At 50.8% G+C, this 16,307-nt stretch carries 16 protein-coding genes; 9 read left to right on the top strand and 7 right to left on the bottom strand.

The window, feature by feature from the left end; translation table 11 throughout:
• Positions 1-55: 55 nt before the first annotated feature.
• From dnaX to KGF88_RS06435, 9 genes are all read left to right on the top strand, one after another.
• Positions 56-2,350 (top strand): DNA polymerase III subunit gamma/tau, encoded by a 2,295-nt coding sequence (gene dnaX, locus KGF88_RS06475; RefSeq protein ID WP_162014542.1) that lies wholly within the window; start codon positions 56-58, stop codon positions 2,348-2,350.
• An 18-nt stretch (positions 2,351-2,368) separates the two neighbouring features.
• Positions 2,369-2,701 carry a YbaB/EbfC family nucleoid-associated protein gene (locus KGF88_RS06470; protein WP_153826693.1) on the top strand — a complete coding sequence of 111 codons (333 nt, stop codon included), beginning with the start codon at positions 2,369-2,371 and terminating at the stop codon, positions 2,699-2,701.
• 15 nt (positions 2,702-2,716) lie between these two features.
• Positions 2,717-3,325, top strand: coding sequence for a recombination mediator RecR (gene recR / locus KGF88_RS06465; RefSeq protein ID WP_110074714.1), 609 nt, complete (start codon positions 2,717-2,719; stop codon positions 3,323-3,325).
• Between the two features lie 77 nt (positions 3,326-3,402).
• Positions 3,403-5,292 carry a molecular chaperone HtpG gene (gene htpG / locus KGF88_RS06460; RefSeq protein WP_153826692.1) on the top strand — a complete coding sequence of 630 codons (1,890 nt, stop codon included), beginning with the start codon at positions 3,403-3,405 and terminating at the stop codon, positions 5,290-5,292.
• A gap of 125 nt (positions 5,293-5,417) precedes the next feature.
• The gene (gene adk / locus KGF88_RS06455; protein WP_110074712.1) at positions 5,418-6,062 is read left to right on the top strand and encodes an adenylate kinase; all 645 of its coding nucleotides are present in this window, start codon (positions 5,418-5,420) and stop codon (positions 6,060-6,062) included.
• Positions 6,063-6,141: 79 nt separating this feature from the next.
• The gene (locus tag KGF88_RS06450; protein WP_228759522.1) at positions 6,142-6,540 is read left to right on the top strand and encodes an MAPEG family protein; all 399 of its coding nucleotides are present in this window, start codon (positions 6,142-6,144) and stop codon (positions 6,538-6,540) included.
• Complete coding sequence (locus tag KGF88_RS06445) at positions 6,537-7,331, top strand: alpha/beta fold hydrolase (protein ID WP_153826691.1); 795 nt, start codon at positions 6,537-6,539, stop codon at positions 7,329-7,331. Before KGF88_RS06450 ends, KGF88_RS06445 begins: the two co-directional genes overlap by 4 nt.
• Before the next feature lie 6 nt (positions 7,332-7,337).
• Positions 7,338-8,537 carry an aminotransferase class V-fold PLP-dependent enzyme gene (locus KGF88_RS06440; protein WP_153826690.1) on the top strand — a complete coding sequence of 400 codons (1,200 nt, stop codon included), beginning with the start codon at positions 7,338-7,340 and terminating at the stop codon, positions 8,535-8,537.
• A gap of 66 nt (positions 8,538-8,603) precedes the next feature.
• Entirely contained in the window at positions 8,604-10,010 is a 1,407-nt protein-coding gene (locus KGF88_RS06435; RefSeq protein ID WP_228759521.1) for an MATE family efflux transporter, read from the top strand.
• Positions 10,011-10,068: 58 nt separating this feature from the next.
• Here the strand turns inward: KGF88_RS06435 and hisIE are convergent, their stop codons facing one another.
• From hisIE to hisD, 7 genes are read right to left on the bottom strand one after another with little or no spacing between them, the layout of a single operon-like run.
• Complete coding sequence (hisIE, locus tag KGF88_RS06430; RefSeq protein WP_153826689.1) at positions 10,069-10,701, bottom strand: bifunctional phosphoribosyl-AMP cyclohydrolase/phosphoribosyl-ATP diphosphatase HisIE; 633 nt, start codon at positions 10,699-10,701, stop codon at positions 10,069-10,071.
• A gap of 40 nt (positions 10,702-10,741) precedes the next feature.
• On the bottom strand, positions 10,742-11,515 hold the full coding sequence (gene hisF, locus KGF88_RS06425) for an imidazole glycerol phosphate synthase subunit HisF (protein ID WP_110074707.1): 774 nt from the start codon (positions 11,513-11,515) through the stop codon (positions 10,742-10,744).
• A complete protein-coding gene (gene hisA, locus KGF88_RS06420; protein WP_153826688.1) occupies positions 11,485-12,234 on the bottom strand; it encodes a 1-(5-phosphoribosyl)-5-[(5-phosphoribosylamino)methylideneamino]imidazole-4-carboxamide isomerase in 750 nt (249 codons plus the stop codon). Before hisA ends, hisF begins: the two co-directional genes overlap by 31 nt.
• Positions 12,215-12,832 carry an imidazole glycerol phosphate synthase subunit HisH gene (gene hisH / locus KGF88_RS06415; protein WP_153826687.1) on the bottom strand — a complete coding sequence of 206 codons (618 nt, stop codon included), beginning with the start codon at positions 12,830-12,832 and terminating at the stop codon, positions 12,215-12,217. Before hisH ends, hisA begins: the two co-directional genes overlap by 20 nt.
• On the bottom strand, positions 12,829-13,911 hold the full coding sequence (gene hisB, locus KGF88_RS06410; RefSeq protein WP_153826686.1) for a bifunctional histidinol-phosphatase/imidazoleglycerol-phosphate dehydratase HisB: 1,083 nt from the start codon (positions 13,909-13,911) through the stop codon (positions 12,829-12,831). Before hisB ends, hisH begins: the two co-directional genes overlap by 4 nt.
• Positions 13,908-15,002, bottom strand: a complete 1,095-nt coding sequence (hisC, locus tag KGF88_RS06405) for a histidinol-phosphate transaminase (protein WP_153826685.1) — start codon at positions 15,000-15,002, stop codon at positions 13,908-13,910. The genes hisB and hisC overlap by 4 nt, the downstream gene beginning before the upstream one ends.
• On the bottom strand, positions 14,999-16,306 hold the full coding sequence (gene hisD, locus KGF88_RS06400; protein ID WP_153826684.1) for a histidinol dehydrogenase: 1,308 nt from the start codon (positions 16,304-16,306) through the stop codon (positions 14,999-15,001). Before hisD ends, hisC begins: the two co-directional genes overlap by 4 nt.
• Between the last annotated feature and the right edge of the window lies 1 nt (position 16,307).

Here is a 16,307-nt window from a genome sequence, read left to right as displayed (position 1 = left end):
TAACTTAGGGGCTTTAGTTATCGGCTTCTTTTAACCAGCGGACAAGCGAATAGACATGAGTTATCAGGTTTTAGCACGGAAATGGCGACCGCGTAATTTTGCTCAGGTAGTAGGGCAGCAGCATGTACTCAAACCCTTGTTTAACGCCCTTAAAACAGGGCGGTTGCACCATGCTTGGTTGTTAACCGGTACCCGTGGGGTAGGTAAAACAACCATAGCTCGTATTCTTGCCAAGAGTCTTAACTGCGAGCAAGGTATTACCGCTGAACCCTGCGGCACTTGTAGTGCTTGTGTGGCGATAGAACAAGGGCGTTTTGTCGATCTTCTAGAGATAGACGCGGCCTCACGTACCAAAGTTGAAGATACCCGCGAACTACTCGATAACGTGCAATATGCGCCTACTCAAGGGCGCTTTAAAGTGTACCTGATAGATGAAGTGCACATGCTCTCTCGGCATAGCTTTAATGCCTTGCTTAAAACCTTAGAAGAACCGCCTGAGCACGTGAAGTTTCTGCTTGCTACCACAGATCCGCAAAAACTCCCCATTACGGTACTGTCACGTTGCCTGCAGTTTAACTTGAAGGCTTTGAGCCGCGATGAGATTGCCAACCATCTACAGCAGGTGCTTAGCGCCGAACAGATCCCGTTTGATGCCGACGCCATTCAAGCATTAGCGCGGGCTGCTCAAGGTAGTTTGCGTGATGCTCTTAGTTTAACTGACCAAGCTATAGCCCAGGGTGAACAAGCTGTTACTGTGGCTGGGGTACAACAAATGCTGGGCAGTGTGCCTGGCTATGAGGTGGCACAGCTGTTGCAACAGATAGTGGCGGGCGATGCTGCTGGGATGATGCAAACGCTAGATAATGTGGCCAGCCAAGTTCCAGACTTAGCCGGTTTACTGCCCGAATTACAGCAAACCGTGCAGCAAATGGCCCTGTTCCAAGTGGTTCCAAACAGTGCTTGGGTTACTCAACTTGATGACCAAGCCCAGCAACTTGCTGGGCAGCTAGCAGCTGAACTGCTGCAAGTTTTTTATGACATCCTCGTACAAGGGCGCCGCGATTTAGCACTCGCTGCCGATGTGCGCAGTGGTGTTGAAATGACCCTATTGCGGCTGCTAGCTTTTCGGCCGCAATCGTTAGAAGTGAATGAAACCCCAGCTGTGACGGGGGCTAGCGCGACTGTAAAAAAGCCCCAAGCGGCCAGCGCAACTGAGTCAGTGCAGGCTGATGCGGTGTATCAGCAAACGCCTCATGGTGTCACCGATACTGAGCATCAAGTAACTGAAAGCGCCGCGTCGCCAAATAGCAAACCAGCCGCAGCAGCGCACCAGTCTGAGCAAACTCACGCGGCGCCGGTCACATCAGTTCAAGCGGCTGACGATGACGAGATCCCAGCTTATTTAGGGGACGATGACGATGATGACGACGACCGTTTTGCTGATTTTGCGGTAACGCCAGCTGCAACTCATGCTGCGAGCACAGCTGTAAATCATGCTGCAAACACAGCTGCAAGCAGTGCTACAAGCACAGCCCCGGTAGCAGCGCCGTCAGTAGCAGCTGACGCCGCTACAGCGCAGCCAGCTGCGGGCCCAGCGGCAACGACGCCGGCGGCAAGCAGCAAACCTGATTTAGCAGCGTTGATGGCCACTCGAGCGGCGCTGGTTGAAAAGCAGCAAAGTTCTAAACAACCAGCGTCAGCCAGTGCAACAGCGCCAGAACCAGCGGTGACAACCGAATCAACTAGTTCAGCAGCAGGAGCACCAGCACCAGAATCAGAACCAGCGGCGACAACCGAACCAGCTACACCAGCGGCACCAGCACCAGAACCAGCGGCGACAACCGAACCAGCTACACCAGCGGCACCAGCTCAACCAGCGGCACCAGCACAACCAGCGAACGCTGGTTTAGCGACGCCGGCTGTGAGTACCTTGCAATTAGATCAGCTGGAATTGGCGCCACAGGTACGCTTGGCAGCTGAAATTGATGGTTGGGCGGCGATGATAGATCATTTAGAATTACATGGCTTGACCAGGCAGTTGGCTCGTAATGGTAATCTACAAAAGACCGCCCAAGGGCACGTGTTAGTTTGCCAGAAAAACTGGGCCTATCTCTTGAATGACGCAGCCATCGATACCATTAAACAGGGGATGTTGGCGCAATTTGATATTCAATTGTTAGATGTGGTGATTGGCGATACCCAGCAGGCTACGCCAGCAGAAATTCAACAGTACATAGATGCGCAGCGATTAGCGCGTGCAAAACAAACCTTGCAGCAAGATCCTGTAGCTCAACAATTAGCGCAAGTCTTTGGCGCAGAGTTACAAGAAGACTCGGTGCAACCCGAATAACCAAACGAAGAGGTAGTTATGTTTAAAGGTGGTGGTTTAGGAAACATGATGAAGCAGGCGCAGAAAATGCAAGAGCGCATGCAACAAGTGCAAGCTGAAATCGCGAGTATGGAAGTAGTAGGTGAAGCGGGCGCTGGTCTGGTTAAAGTAACCATGCTGGGCAATCATAACGTGCGCCGCGTTGCCATCGATCCTAGTTTGATGAGCGATGACGACCAAGAAATGTTGGAAGATCTGATTGCTGCGGCAGTAAACGACGCGGTGCGTCGGGTAGAGCAAACCAGTAAAGAAAAGATGGCTGAAGTAGCTGGCGGTATGAACTTGCCACCTGGCTTTAAGATGCCGTTTTAAGACACAGGTATTCAGATGCAATTAAGTCCGGCAATACAAGAGCTCATTCAAGCCTTAAAGGTGCTCCCTGGGGTCGGTCCGAAAAGTGCCCAGCGGATGGCGTTTCAGCTGTTGGAACGTCAACGCGAGGGTGCCCAGCGGTTGGCGCAAGCACTAACGCAGGCAGTCGAAAAAGTAGGTCATTGTAATGATTGTCGGACGTTAACAGAGTCGCCGCAGTGCGTGATTTGCGCCCATCCTGCACGGCAACAAAGTGGCATGTTATGCATTGTTGAAACCCCTGCCGATGTGCTGGCGATTGAGCAAACGGGGCAGTATCAAGGACGCTATTTTGTATTGATGGGGCACTTGTCGCCACTCGATGGGATTGGTCCGGAAGATATAGGTTTGGATGTGTTGGCACAACGGCTAAGTAGCGAAGCCATCCAGGAAATCATTCTGGCGACAAATCCGACCGTCGAAGGTGAAGCTACAGCGCACTACATTGCTGAATTGGCGCGGCAAGCCCACATTAAGACGTCGCGCATTGCTCATGGGGTGCCGGTGGGTGGTGAACTTGAGTATGTTGACCAAGCTACCTTAGGTCATGCCTTTTCTGGGCGAAAAATTATCGAAGCAAACTAGCTAAAGGTGCTTGAAATCTCAAGCACCATCCCCATCTCTGCTGTAGTGTTTAACTAAATAGTGCAGGAGAGACCACTATGGCGGAGACCCGTCAAGCAGAAACCCACGGTTTTCAAACCGAAGTGAAGCAGTTGCTCCACTTAATGATTCATTCATTATATTCCAACAAAGAAATTTTTCTGCGGGAACTCGTTTCCAATGCATCGGATGCTGCGGATAAGTTGCGCTTTAAGGCGCTTAGCGATGGCAGTCTACTGGCCGATGACGGTGAGTTATGGGTGCGCGTAAGTGCCGATAAAGACGCAGGAACTATTACCATCAGCGATAACGGCATTGGCATGACTCGTGAAGAAGTGATGACCAATCTGGGTACCATTGCGAAATCTGGTACTGCAGACTTCTTCAGCCAATTATCTGGCGATCAGGCCAAAGATAGCCGCTTGATTGGGCAGTTTGGGGTAGGTTTCTACTCTGCTTTTATTGTTGCTGATAGCGTGACAGTACGTACTCGAGCAGCAGGCACCAGCGCCGATGAAGGGGTGGAATGGACCTCGCGCGGTGAAGGCGAGTTTGATATTGCGGTTATCCAGAAAGCGAAACGCGGCACCGATATCATTTTGCATGTACGCGAAGATGCTAACGAGTTCTTAGACGAATGGCGGTTAAAGAGTATCATCACTAAATACTCAGATCACTTGAGTATTCCGGTGCAAATGCCGAAGCGCGATGATGACGATAAGCACACGGGTTGGGATAGCGTCAACTCGGGCCAAGCCTTATGGACTCGCGATAAAAGTGAGATCACTGACGACGAATACAAAGAGTTTTATAAAACCGTAGCCCACGACTTTGATGAGCCGTTACTCTGGAGTCATAACAAAGTTGAGGGTACCAGCGAGTACACCAGCTTACTTTATATTCCTAAGCGTGCGCCATGGGATTTATGGAACCGCGATCAGCAACATGGTATTAAGCTGTATGTGAAGCGGGTGTTCATCATGGACGACGCCAAGCAGTTGATGCCAACTTACTTGCGGTTTGTGCGTGGTTTGATGGATTCAGCTGATTTGCCTCTCAACGTGTCGCGTGAAATCTTACAAGACAATAAGATTACACGCTCAATGCGTAACGGTAGCACCAAGAAAATCTTGAGCATGCTGAGCAAGTTAGCTAAAGACGAGCCAGACACTTATCAAGAGTTCTGGAATACCTTTGGTACTGTGCTCAAAGAAGGCCCGGCAGAAGACAGCGCGAACCAAGAAAAAATCGCAAGTTTACTACGCTTTGCCTCGACCCATGAAGATCAGCGCGAGGCTCGGGTTAGCTTAGATGCCTATCTTGAGCGTATGCCAGAGAAGCAAGACAAGATTTACTACATTGTGGCCGATAGCTACGAAGCTGCGCGAGATAACCCAGCCCTTGAGATTTTCCGTCAAAAAGGGATTGAGGTGTTGTTGTTATCAGAGCGTATTGATGAGTGGTTAATGAGCCACATGAGCGAGTACAAAGAAAAACCGTTCCAATCAGTAACGCGCGGTGACTTAGACTTAGGTGAGTTAGATGACGCCGAGACCAAGCAAAAACATGAAGCTGCAGAAAAGTCGTTCAAACCGCAATTAGAGCGTTTTGAAAAGGCGCTTGGCGAACAGATTAAAACCGTTCGGGTGACCCACAGGTTAACCCAGTCACCGGCCTGTATTGTCACTGATGACAACGACATGAGTACGCAAATGGCGAAGCTGATGGAAGCCGCAGGGCAACCAGTACCAGAAACCAAGTATATTTTCGAAATCAATCCAGAACATACGTTGGTACAAAGGATCACTGCGCTCACCGATGAGCAACGCTTCGCTGAATGGGCTCATTTATTGCTTGATCAAGCAACGCTAGCTGAGCGTGGCAGCCTGAAAGATCCTGCGCAGTTTGTGACCCGCTTAAATCGGTTGATGTTAGAACTAACTGAATAATAGCTGTGCAACCGAGCATTGTCCGACCAAAGTCGGCAATGCTCGGACTTGTAAAGGTGCGAGCCAGCAGGTAAAGTTCGCATTTATTCGTTGGCAAAACACACACAAGTTAAAAGAGGTTGTTCATGCGCATTATCTTGTTGGGCGCTCCAGGCGCAGGGAAAGGTACTCAAGCGCAGTTTCTGATGAAAACGTTTGGGATTCCACAGATCTCAACCGGAGACATGTTGCGAGCTGCAATTAAAGAAGGTACCCCACTAGGTCAACAAGCCAAGGCTATTATGGATGCTGGCAAGCTGGTATCTGATGATATTATGATTGGCTTAGTGAAAGAGCGAGTTGCCCAAGCTGATTGCGCCAACGGCTTCTTACTCGACGGTTTTCCGCGCACCATCCCGCAAGCTGATGGCATGCATGCTGCTGGTATTGATGTGGATGTGGTACTTGAGTTTGCAGTCCCAGATGAGGTAATTGTGGAACGCATGGGCGGCCGTCGAGTGCATCCAGGTTCTGGTCGGGTCTATCATGTGCAGTACAATCCACCGCAAGTAGCCGGAAAAGATGACGAAACCGGTGAAGATCTGGTGATTCGTGATGATGATAAAGAAGCAACGGTACGCAAACGCCTAGCAATTTATCATGAACAAACCGAGCCTTTGGTAGCATATTATCGTAAACTAGCCGAACAAGGTAAAACGGCCTTCCACAAAATTGATGGAACCCGTGATGTTGAGGTTATCAGTGCCGAGTTAGGTGAGCTGTTAAGTTAGCTTTAACCGGTCAATAATAATCAAAAAGCCCGCCTTGTGTGGGCTTTTTTTATAATAAAAATCAGGAGCCACCATGGACATGAACTTATCTGTAAGTCTGCTTTATGCGGGTTTACTAACCTTGCTTTATATTGTGCTAGCCATCGACATTATTCGCCTGCGTTGGCGTCATCGGGTGGGTATTGGTACCGGCAATGCACAAGATTTAGAAGTTGCGGTGCGTATTCATGGTAATTTTTCTGAGTACGTACCACTGAGCTTGCTGTTGTTAGTACTGATGGACTTAACCGGTGCGTCTGCGAGCTTATTACACGGGCTTGGAGCCTTGTTATTCGTGGCGCGAATTGGCCATGCCTTAGGGCTTAAATTGAGTATTGGAACCTCGTGGGCGCGCACTGTGGGTGTGCTTGGTACCTTTATTACCTTAATGCTGCAAGCCGGCTACATGATTGGTTATTTTGTTGGGCAGGTGCTATGAGCGAGTTAGCTGGAGTTTATCGTAGTGGTACCGCGGGCCAGCCAGTATTGGTGCTACTGCATAGTTCACAGAGCAACAGTGGCCAATGGCGGGCGTTACAAACCCAATTACAAGCAGAGTACGATATCATCGCCATCGACTTGCTGGGTTATGGGCAAGCGCCTGCGGTTGCAACGGGGGTAGAGCCTGAAGCCTTTCGCTTTAGCGACGAAATGCCGCGAGTGATAGAAGCCTTACAGCACTATCAGATAACCCAACCGGTAACCTTAATTGGTCACTCTTATGGGGGTGCTTTGGCGTTAAAGTTAGCGTTAGAACAACCCTTTGTTGTTGACCGTGTGGTGCTGTTTGAGCCGGTGGCATTTCATGTCTTAGACCATCAAGACCCAGCGCGAGCTGAAATTGATGCCATTGCTGCACAAATGGACCAGTATGATGCGCAGGCAGCTACCCGTAATTTTGTCGATTATTGGAATGAACCAGGCTACTTTGACGCGTTACCTGATAAAATTAAGCGCCTAATGATTGCTCAAGCAAGTAAAGTCGCCATGGACTTTTCAGCGTTGATGGGCGAGCCCCATAAATTACAAGATTACCGCCACGTGCAGCAGCCGTTACTCCTGTTGCAAGGTGCAAGTACTCAAGCTAGTGCGAAGCAAGTGGCGCAGCAACTGTTGCATGTGTTACCCCATGCCACTACGGTTACTTTACCCTGCGGGCATATGGGGCCACTAACCCATGCTGCATTAGTGAACCAGCAAATCATCGAGTTTTTACAACAGACGAGTTAGAGTCAGGTGAGCTATCAACCGCCCTTAGAGCAATTTGAGTTCTGTCAGCAACAACCAGAGCTGGCCTATTTTGATAGTGCTGCCAGTTGCCAAGTACCGCAATCGGTATTAACCAAGCTACTGGATTATTATCAACACCAGCATGCTAATGTGCATCGTGCTAGTTATGCACGCGGGCGGGCTGCTACCCAGTGCTATGAGCAAGCGCGACGAGATTGCGCCCAAGCGATTGGGGCAACTGCTGCGCAGGTGAGCTTCCAGGCCTCCACCACCAGTGCCTTGAACGGTTTGGCGCAGCAGCTACCGGTAGCTTGGCAGGCGGGGGATGAAATTTTGCTAAGTAGTGCTGAGCATCATGCCAACATCCTGCCGTGGCAGCGTTTGGCTGCTCAACATGATTTACGACTGCGATTTATTAGCCTTGATAGAGCAAGTGGTGAGTTGGGTGAATGGCAACACTTATTGGGGCCGCGCACCAAGGTGGTCAGTCTTACCTTAGCTAGCAATATTACCGGAACTCGATTTGCGCTTGAGCCGATTTTGGCGGCAGCCCAGCAGCAAGGGGCTTGGACCATTGTGGATGCGGCCCAAGCCGTTGCTCATGAGCAGCTTGCGGTAACGCAGTTGGGCGCCGATGCGGTGGTGTTCAGTGCGCATAAGGCCTACGGCGTAGCCGGCTGTGCGGTGTTGTGGTTAAGCCAAGCTTTACTTGCTGCCAGTGAACCTTTTACGGTGGGTGGCGGTATTGTCACTGGCGTAACTAAAAGCCAAGCCAATTTGGTCACAGGTATTCATAAATTTGAAGCTGGCACCCCTAACGTGGGCGCAGCGGTTGCTGCTGCTAGCGGGTTAGCTTGGCTACAGCAACAGCAGCAATTGGGCTTGCATGATTATTTACAAGCGCTACGGCAGCAGTTATGGCAACAGTTGCAGCAGCGTGCTTGGTTAACCTTATTACCCGCGGGTAAGCAGCATACCCCAGTGATTGCTTTTTACAGCGATGAGTTTCAGGCCCACGACATCGCCACTTGGTTAGATCAGCACCAGATTGCGGTACGTGCAGGGCACCATTGCGCGCAAATCTTATTGCAAGATTGGCAGTTACCAGCGGTAGTCAGGGTGTCTTTAGCAGCGTACAATACGCCCGCGCAAATTGAGCGGTTAGTAGCGGCACTCGATGCTGGTTGGCAATTATTTACCGACTAAGCCGCCGCTGACGAACCTGCCAGTGCCTGCATGTTTTGCCTTTTTCTTTGTTAGGAGAGTAGTACCTTGAACCAGCAAGCCAGCCCGGTTGCGTCACACTGGTGGACAGAATCGAAAAAATTAGCCCGGTTAACGGGCCCCATCCTGATCGCTCAATTAACACAGATGTTAATGAGTGTGGTGGATACCTTGATGGCGGGGCGGGTGAGTGCTACCGATTTAGCCGCGGTATCGGTTGGTGGTAGCATTTGGGTTCCTTCTACCCTCATTATTATGGGCATGGCGTTGGCGCTAGCCCCTATCATTTCGCATTTAGATGGTGGTGGTAAGCAGCGTAAAGTTGCCAATATGGTGCAGCAGGGTATTTACGCTGCCATGTTGGGTGGCGCTTTGTGCTTTGTCGTGATCATGTGTGCACCTTTGATCCTCAATGCGATGAGTGTTGAAGATAATTTCCGCGATATCACCTTAGATTATCTGATGTATGTAGCCACAGCGATACCTGCCTTGGTGATCTACATGGTGTTGCGAAATTTCTGTGAAGGCTTGTCGCATACCATGCCCAGCTTAGTGGTGGGGATTATTGGTTTAATCGTGAATATTCCAGTTAACTACGTCTTTATTTACGGTGTAGGCGGTTTTCCTGAGCTTGGCGGTGCCGGTTGTGGCGTCGCTACCAGTATTGTGATTTGGGTGATGGCGCTAAGCATGGTGCTGTATGTAAGCTTAGCTAAGCGCTTCAAAAAAATCGGGGTGTTTAAGCGCTGGCATGCGCCAAACTGGGATGATGTTTGGTACATAGTGCGTATTGGCTTTCCGATTGCGACCTCGATGTTTTTTGAGGTGAGTCTGTTTGCCGCCGCAGCCTTAGTGATAGCACCCTTAGGTGCAACCGTGGTGGCCAGTCATCAGATAGCATTAAATATATCCTCGTTGGTGTATATGGTGCCGCTGAGTTTATCCATGGCTGTTACCTTGCGGGTAGGCTTTGCGTTGGGCGCTGGTAATCCAGCAAACGCGATGCTCAGCCATAAGTTAGCCACCTTGTATGGGATGACCTTTGCCGCCGTCAATGGCTTGATTATGTACATTACCGGGGCTTGGTTAGCTGGGCTCTACACCGATGATCAAGCGGTGATCCAGTTGGCTGCAACCTTGATGGGGCTGGCTGCTATTTTTACCCTGTCGGACACCTTTCAAGCGATTGCAATAGGCACCTTGCGTGGCTACAAAGATACCAAAGTGGTGATGTTTATTACCTTTGTGTCGTACTGGCCACTAGGCTTAACCGTGGGTATCTTATTGTCATTAACGGATACCATAGTGCCTTCGATTGGTGCTGCTGGTATGTGGGTTGGCTTTATTGTGGGCTTATCGGTGGCAGCGGTGCTGCTAACTTGGCGCTTGCGGGTTGTGAGCCGCCGCTACAATGAGCAGCACGGGCTGATTTTAACTCAGCATCCGCACGCTTAATTCAGTATCGGCATAGCAGCGCAAGGTTAGTATCAGCCTGCGCTGCTAGTGCCAGTCGCTATGATGAGGTAGAAGCCGGCTGATGCCGTTGTTGCAACACCGCTAACACATCATTCAAGCTTAGATCGCGGGCGGCTAATACCACCAGCAGGTGATAGAGCAGATCGGCACTTTCATTGAGCAATTCGTGATTGTCACCGGCCGTGGCAGCAAGTGCTACTTCAACCCCTTCTTCTCCTACTTTCTGTGCCGCGCGTTTGATGCCAGCGGCAAACAAGCTGGCAGTATAACTGCTGCTCGGATCTGCATTGCGGCGCGAATTGATGGTATCCATCAGGGTTTGCAACATCGGCGTTGACTGCTCATCGCTAAAACAGCTGCGGCTACCTAGATGACAGGTAGGGCCGAGCGGTAGCGCCCGAATAAGCAAACTATCCTGATCACAATCGGTATGCACACTAACGACTTGCAAAAAGTGTTCAGAGCTTTCGCCTTTGGTCCATAGCCGCTGTTTGCTGCGGCTAAAAAAAGTCACTCGCTGGTGGCTTAGCGTGTGCGCTAAAGCCTCACTGTTCATGTAGCCTTGCATTAACACTTCGCCACTTAGGGGATGTTGTACCAGAGCTGGTAACAACCCATCCGCAGCTTTACTAAAATTTACGACAGCTTGATTGGCTGGAGTAATAAGCATAACTCAGTATCCTTGTGCATGGGTACAAGCGGCGCTTGCGTTAGCGTCGTACCACAATCTCTTGCGTAGCTAAATAATCTTTTAACTCGCTAATTTCAATAATGTTCTTGTGAAAGACCGAGGCCGCCAAAGCGCCATCGACAGCAGCTTGCTGAAACACCTCAGCAAAGTGTTCTTTGGCACCCGCGCCACCCGATGCAATCAGTGGAATAGGGCAACTACGGCGTAGCGTTTGCAACTGGGCAATATCGTAACCTTTGCGCACGCCATCTTGGTTCATGCAGTTTAGCACCACTTCGCCAGCGCCTCGTGCGACCACTTCCGCCAACCAATCAGCCGTTTGCCAACGGGTCTTCTGAGTACGTTGCTCGTCACCAGTAAACTGATAAACCTGATAGGTTTGGCTTTCGCTGTCAAAAAAACTATCAATGCCAATCACAATACATTGTTGTCCAAACTCATCGACCAGTTGATTGATTAAGTCGGGATTTTGCAGTGCTGGCGAGTTAATCGATAGTTTATCAGCGCCCATAGCTAACAGCTGTTGCGCTTGCTCAATCGAGCTAATGCCACCGGCTACGGTAAAGGGGATATCGATCAGACGCGCCACCCGTTCTACCCAGGATTTATCAATCACGCGGGCATCGGCCGACGCGGTGATATCGTAAAAGACTAACTCGTCAGCTCCGGCCGCAGCATAGCGCTCGGCAAGTGGTTCGATAGCGCCAATAATTTCGTGATTACGAAATTGCACGCCTTTGACGACTTCGCCATTGCGCACGTCTAAACAGGGGATGATGCGTTTGGCCAGCATGCGAGCGCCTCCTTCAACGTAAATCGTCCGGTGAGCAGCGCTTTACCAAGAATCGCGGCATCGCATTGGTTGGCTTGCAACTGCTCTAAATCGGTTAAATCAGCAATCCCACCTGAGGCTTGAATCACTAGGCTAGGGTAGGCTTGTTTGAGCCGCTGATACAGCTCGACATTGGTGCCCGTTAACATGCCATCACGGCTGATGTCGGTGCACAACACATGACGCAACCCTACCGGTAAATACTGCTCAATCATTTGCTCCAAGGTTAGCTCGGATGATTGCTGCCAACCGTGGGTAGCGACCCAAGCTTGGCCGTCAGCGTCAATGTTCACATCCAATGCCAGCACAATGGCATCACTGCCATAGTGGCTGAACCAGTGTTGTACCAAGGCAGGTTGTTTCACCGCCACCGAACCTAACACCACTCGCTGCACACCACAAGCAAACAGTTGTTCAAGGTCGGCTTGGGTACGAATACCCCCACCTACTTGCACCGACATGCTGGTTGCAGCGGTGATATTTTGCAGCAGTTGCAACTGCCGTTGGGCTGGATCACGAGCACCATCTAAATCGACTAAATGCAACCATTGAGCACCGGCTGCTTGGTAATCAGCTACGATCGGTAGGGGATCACTAGCAAAGGTTGTTTGTCGAGCAAAATCACCTTGTTGTAAACGCACGACCTCGCCGTTAATTAAATCAAGTGCGGGTATCAGCATCAGTTAGCTCCAAAAAGTTCTTAAGGATGGTGGCGCCCGCAGCTCCCGATCGTTCCGGGTGAAATTGAGCACCAAAAAAGTTACCGCTTCTGACCATGGCAGCAAAGGTTTGGCCGTAGTGACAACTTGCGATGGTGTGTGCACTCACGGCCACCGCAAAACTGTGCACAAAATAAAAATAACTGGCATCAGGCAAACCAGCTAAGAGCGGGTTGTCGGCACGGCCATCCACGGTGTTCCAACCCATGTGCGGTAACGGCAAATCTGCTGCTTGTAAGCGCTCGGTTCGAGTCGGAATAATACCGAGGCAATCAACATCACCTTCGGCTGATGCCGTGGTTAACAGCTGCATCCCCAAGCAGATACCCAACACCGGCTGTTGTAACTGCCGCAGGGTATCAACGAGTTCCAGTCGTTGTAAGTTGCGCATGGCGGCGGCGGCGGTGCCGACCCCGGGTAAAATCACCCGGTCAGCACTATTAATCTGAGCCGCATCGGCGGTTACCAGCGGGCTTACGCCTAGGCGTTCAAATGCAAAGCGCACTGAGCTGATGTTAGCACAGGCGGTATCTACGATGACTAGGCTTGGCTTACTCATGCCAGCATCCCCTTACTCGAAGGTAGGCTTTGTTCGCCCGTGCGTGCGATAGCAGCTCTTAGTGCCCGGCCAAACACTTTGAATAGACTTTCAACTTGGTGATGGCTGTTACCCTCGGTGGTGCTTAAGTGCAGTGATATCGCCATGGCATCGCTTAATGAGCGGAAGAAGTGACCGACCATTTCGGTCGATAATTCACCCACTTTGTCACGGCTAAAATCGGCCTCAAATTGCAGGTAAGGACGACCAGAAAGATCGATCAAACATTCTGCGCGACACTCATCCATCGGCAAGGCAAAACCAAATCGGCCGATACCACGCTTGTCGCCTAGAGCTTGGCGTAACGCCTGGCCGAAAGCCAGAGCCGTATCTTCCACAGTGTGGTGCTCATCAATGTGCAAATCACCCTGTACCTGCAGGTTGAGGGCAAAACCAGCGTGGGTGGCTATTTGCTCCAACATGTGGTCAAAAAAGCCAATCCCAGTGCTGATGCTAATAGGCTGGCTGGCATCTAAATCGAGCTCAACTAAAATATCCGTTTCGCGGGTGGTGCGTTGTACCTTGGCTTGGCGTGGCTTGGCCAATAACTGGTGGGCGATGGTCGCCCATGAAGTTGTGGCTGGGTCATATTTGATGCCTTGAATCCCCATATTTTCAGCCAATTGCAAGTCGGTATCACGGTCCCCAATAACATATGACTGAGTAAAATCGACACGGCCTTGTTGCAAATAGTTTTTGACCAAGCCCAAGGCCGGCTTACGACAACTACAGGCCTGCTCCGCAAAGTGTGGACAAATCAAGACGTCGTCAAAACGTATGCCTTGTGAGCTTAACACGTCCATCATTAAGTTGTGGGGCGCATCAAAATCCGCTTGTGGAAAGCTGTCGGTGCCTAAGCCATCCTGATTAGACACCATCACCAAACGATAGCCAGCTTGCTGTAATTGCAGTAAGGCCGGGATCACGCCAGGTTCAAATTTAAGCTTGGCTAAACTATCAAGTTGTTTATCAATCGGCGGCTCTTCTACTAAAGTGCCATCGCGGTCGATAAATAAAATTTTCTGGGCTGCTGAACTCATGGAAATACCTTCAATAATTGGTCCATTTCGGCGGCGCTGCCAATACTGATGCGCACGCTGTTGGCTAGTCCTAATTGCTGCGACTGATTACGAATTAAAATACCCGCAGCGGCAAAGTGCGCTACGATCGCCGCCGCATCTGTTACTGTGAGCAACACAAAATTGGTACAGCTGGGCCAAATCTTAATCACCCAGCTGGCATCTGCTAGCGCTGCTAGCAATCGCTCGCGCTGGGTGTTGGTTGCTGCTACCTGTTGCTGCATGGCGTTGATGGCAGCATCAGATAATGCTTGCGTGGCGATAGTTACCGTCGTTTGTGGCAACGGATAAGGAGCAATCACCTTGCGTATCGCTTCAATGATATCGGCTGGCGCTAAGGCAAAACCGCAGCGAATACCGGCTAAACCAAAGGCTTTTGATAGCGTTCGCAGCACCACCAATTGCGGGTACTGCTGCAACCATGAGCTTACTTCATTTAGAGCCTGTACAGAGCTTGCTGCGGCAAACTCAATGTAGGCTTCGTCAACCACTACAATAGCACGTTCGCCTACTTGCTGTAGCAACTGCTGCAACGAGTCTAGGGTTAAGTTATTGCCGAGCGGGTTAGAGGGATTGCAGACAAAAATAAGTTTGACGGTTTGCGCTGCCGTTTGTATTTGCTCAAGGATGGCCGGAACATCCAATTGTTGTTGTTGCAGCGGCACGCTAATTACCCCAGCACCGTGCGTTTGCGCACTGATGGCATACATACCGTAGGTGGGGGGGCAAATGACGATGCTATTGCGACCAGGTTCGCAAAAGGTACGAATCAGCAATTCAATGGCTTCATCGCTGCCACGACAACTGAGTACTTGCTCGGCGCTAACCCCAGCGTAACTGGCGTAGGCCTGATTGAGAGCTGCGCTTTGAAACGACGGGTAACGATTGAGATCGCTACCGCTCATGGCGTTATCAGCTACGGCGGCTAATGGGGTGCTGGGAGCTTCGTTAGCATTCAGCCACACATTGCCACCACTCATGCTGCGGCGTGCCGAGGCATAAGGCGTTAACTGGGCGAGGTGAGCTCGCTGTAATTTGCTGGCCAAACTCATACTGATTGCTCCAACCGAATACTAACCGCACGGGCATGGGCTGATAACCCTTCGGTTTCAGCAAGATCGATAATAGCGTTAGCAAGACCAGCTAAGCCGGCTTGGCTAACCCGTTGTAAGGTGTAGCGCCGATAAAAATCTAACAAACCAAGGCTACTGTAATTGCGCGCAAAGCCGTAAGTAGGTAACACGTGATTAGTACCGGTGGCATAATCGCCGCCAGACTCTGGCGTGTAATGGCCGACAAAAATCGAACCGGCATGGGTTAACTGCGCTAAATAATCTTCAGCACTATCTAACTGCACTGATAAGTGCTCAGGGGCATATTGCTGGCTAATGGCGATGGCTTCGGCAAGGTCGCTGACTTGAATGAGGGCGCTACCAGCAAGAGCTCGACGGGCAATGTCCGAGCGCGGTAACTGCTCTAATTGTTCGGATAAAGCCAGCGTGACTTGCTCCAATAACTGTGCCGATGGAGTTAGCAAAATCACCTGCGAATCAGCACCGTGCTCGGCTTGAGATAATAAATCAGCCGCCACAAAGGCCGGATTAGCGCTGTCATCGGCAATCACCAACAGCTCAGAAGGCCCTGCTGGCATATCAATTGCTGGGCCCCCCGGAATCTGGGCAACTAATTGTTTGGCAGCGGTAACATAGCTGTTGCCCGGGCCAAAAATTTTCGCCACCGGCGCCATGCTTTCGGTACCCAGCGCTAGCGCTGCGATAGCTTGTGCTCCGCCACAGCGATACACCTCGGTGATACCACATTTTTGCGCCACGTACATCAGAGCTGGAGACAGCTGACCGTTGCGATCCGGTGGGCTGACTAATACCCGGCGTGGATTATTTGCAAGTTGCGCCGGTACGCCTAACATTAATGCGGTAGATGGCAGTACAGCCGTGCCACCAGGAATATAAAGGCCAACTGCTTCTAACGCGTGATATTGTTGGGTGCAGCTCACCCCCGGGGCAGTTGTTACGGTAACCGCCTGCGGCTGTTGCGCTTGGTGAAACGCATAAATGGTCTGATAGGCCGTATCAATGGCTGCTTTAACTTGTGGCTCTACTAAGGCGGCTTGGGCAGCAATTGCCGCCTCGTCGTAACGCAGCTCAGTTAAGCTCGGGCAATCAAATTGTTGGGTGTACTTGAGCACCGCCGCATCGCCGTCATTGGCAACCGCATCAATGATCGCTTGCACCTGGCTAAGTAGCTCGGCTGATTGTGCTTGAGCAGGACGCGCCAGCAACTGACGTTGCTGGTCGGCCGTGAGCTGTTGCCAAATAACTTGTTGAAGTTGTGCCATA

Origin of the sequence: Idiomarina loihiensis (assembly GCF_024584785.1) — a bacterium.
GTDB lineage: Bacteria > Pseudomonadota > Gammaproteobacteria > Enterobacterales > Alteromonadaceae > Pseudidiomarina > Pseudidiomarina fusca.
The sequence above is the reverse complement of the archived record's forward strand: the minus strand, read 5'-3'. Positions and strand labels throughout refer to the sequence as shown.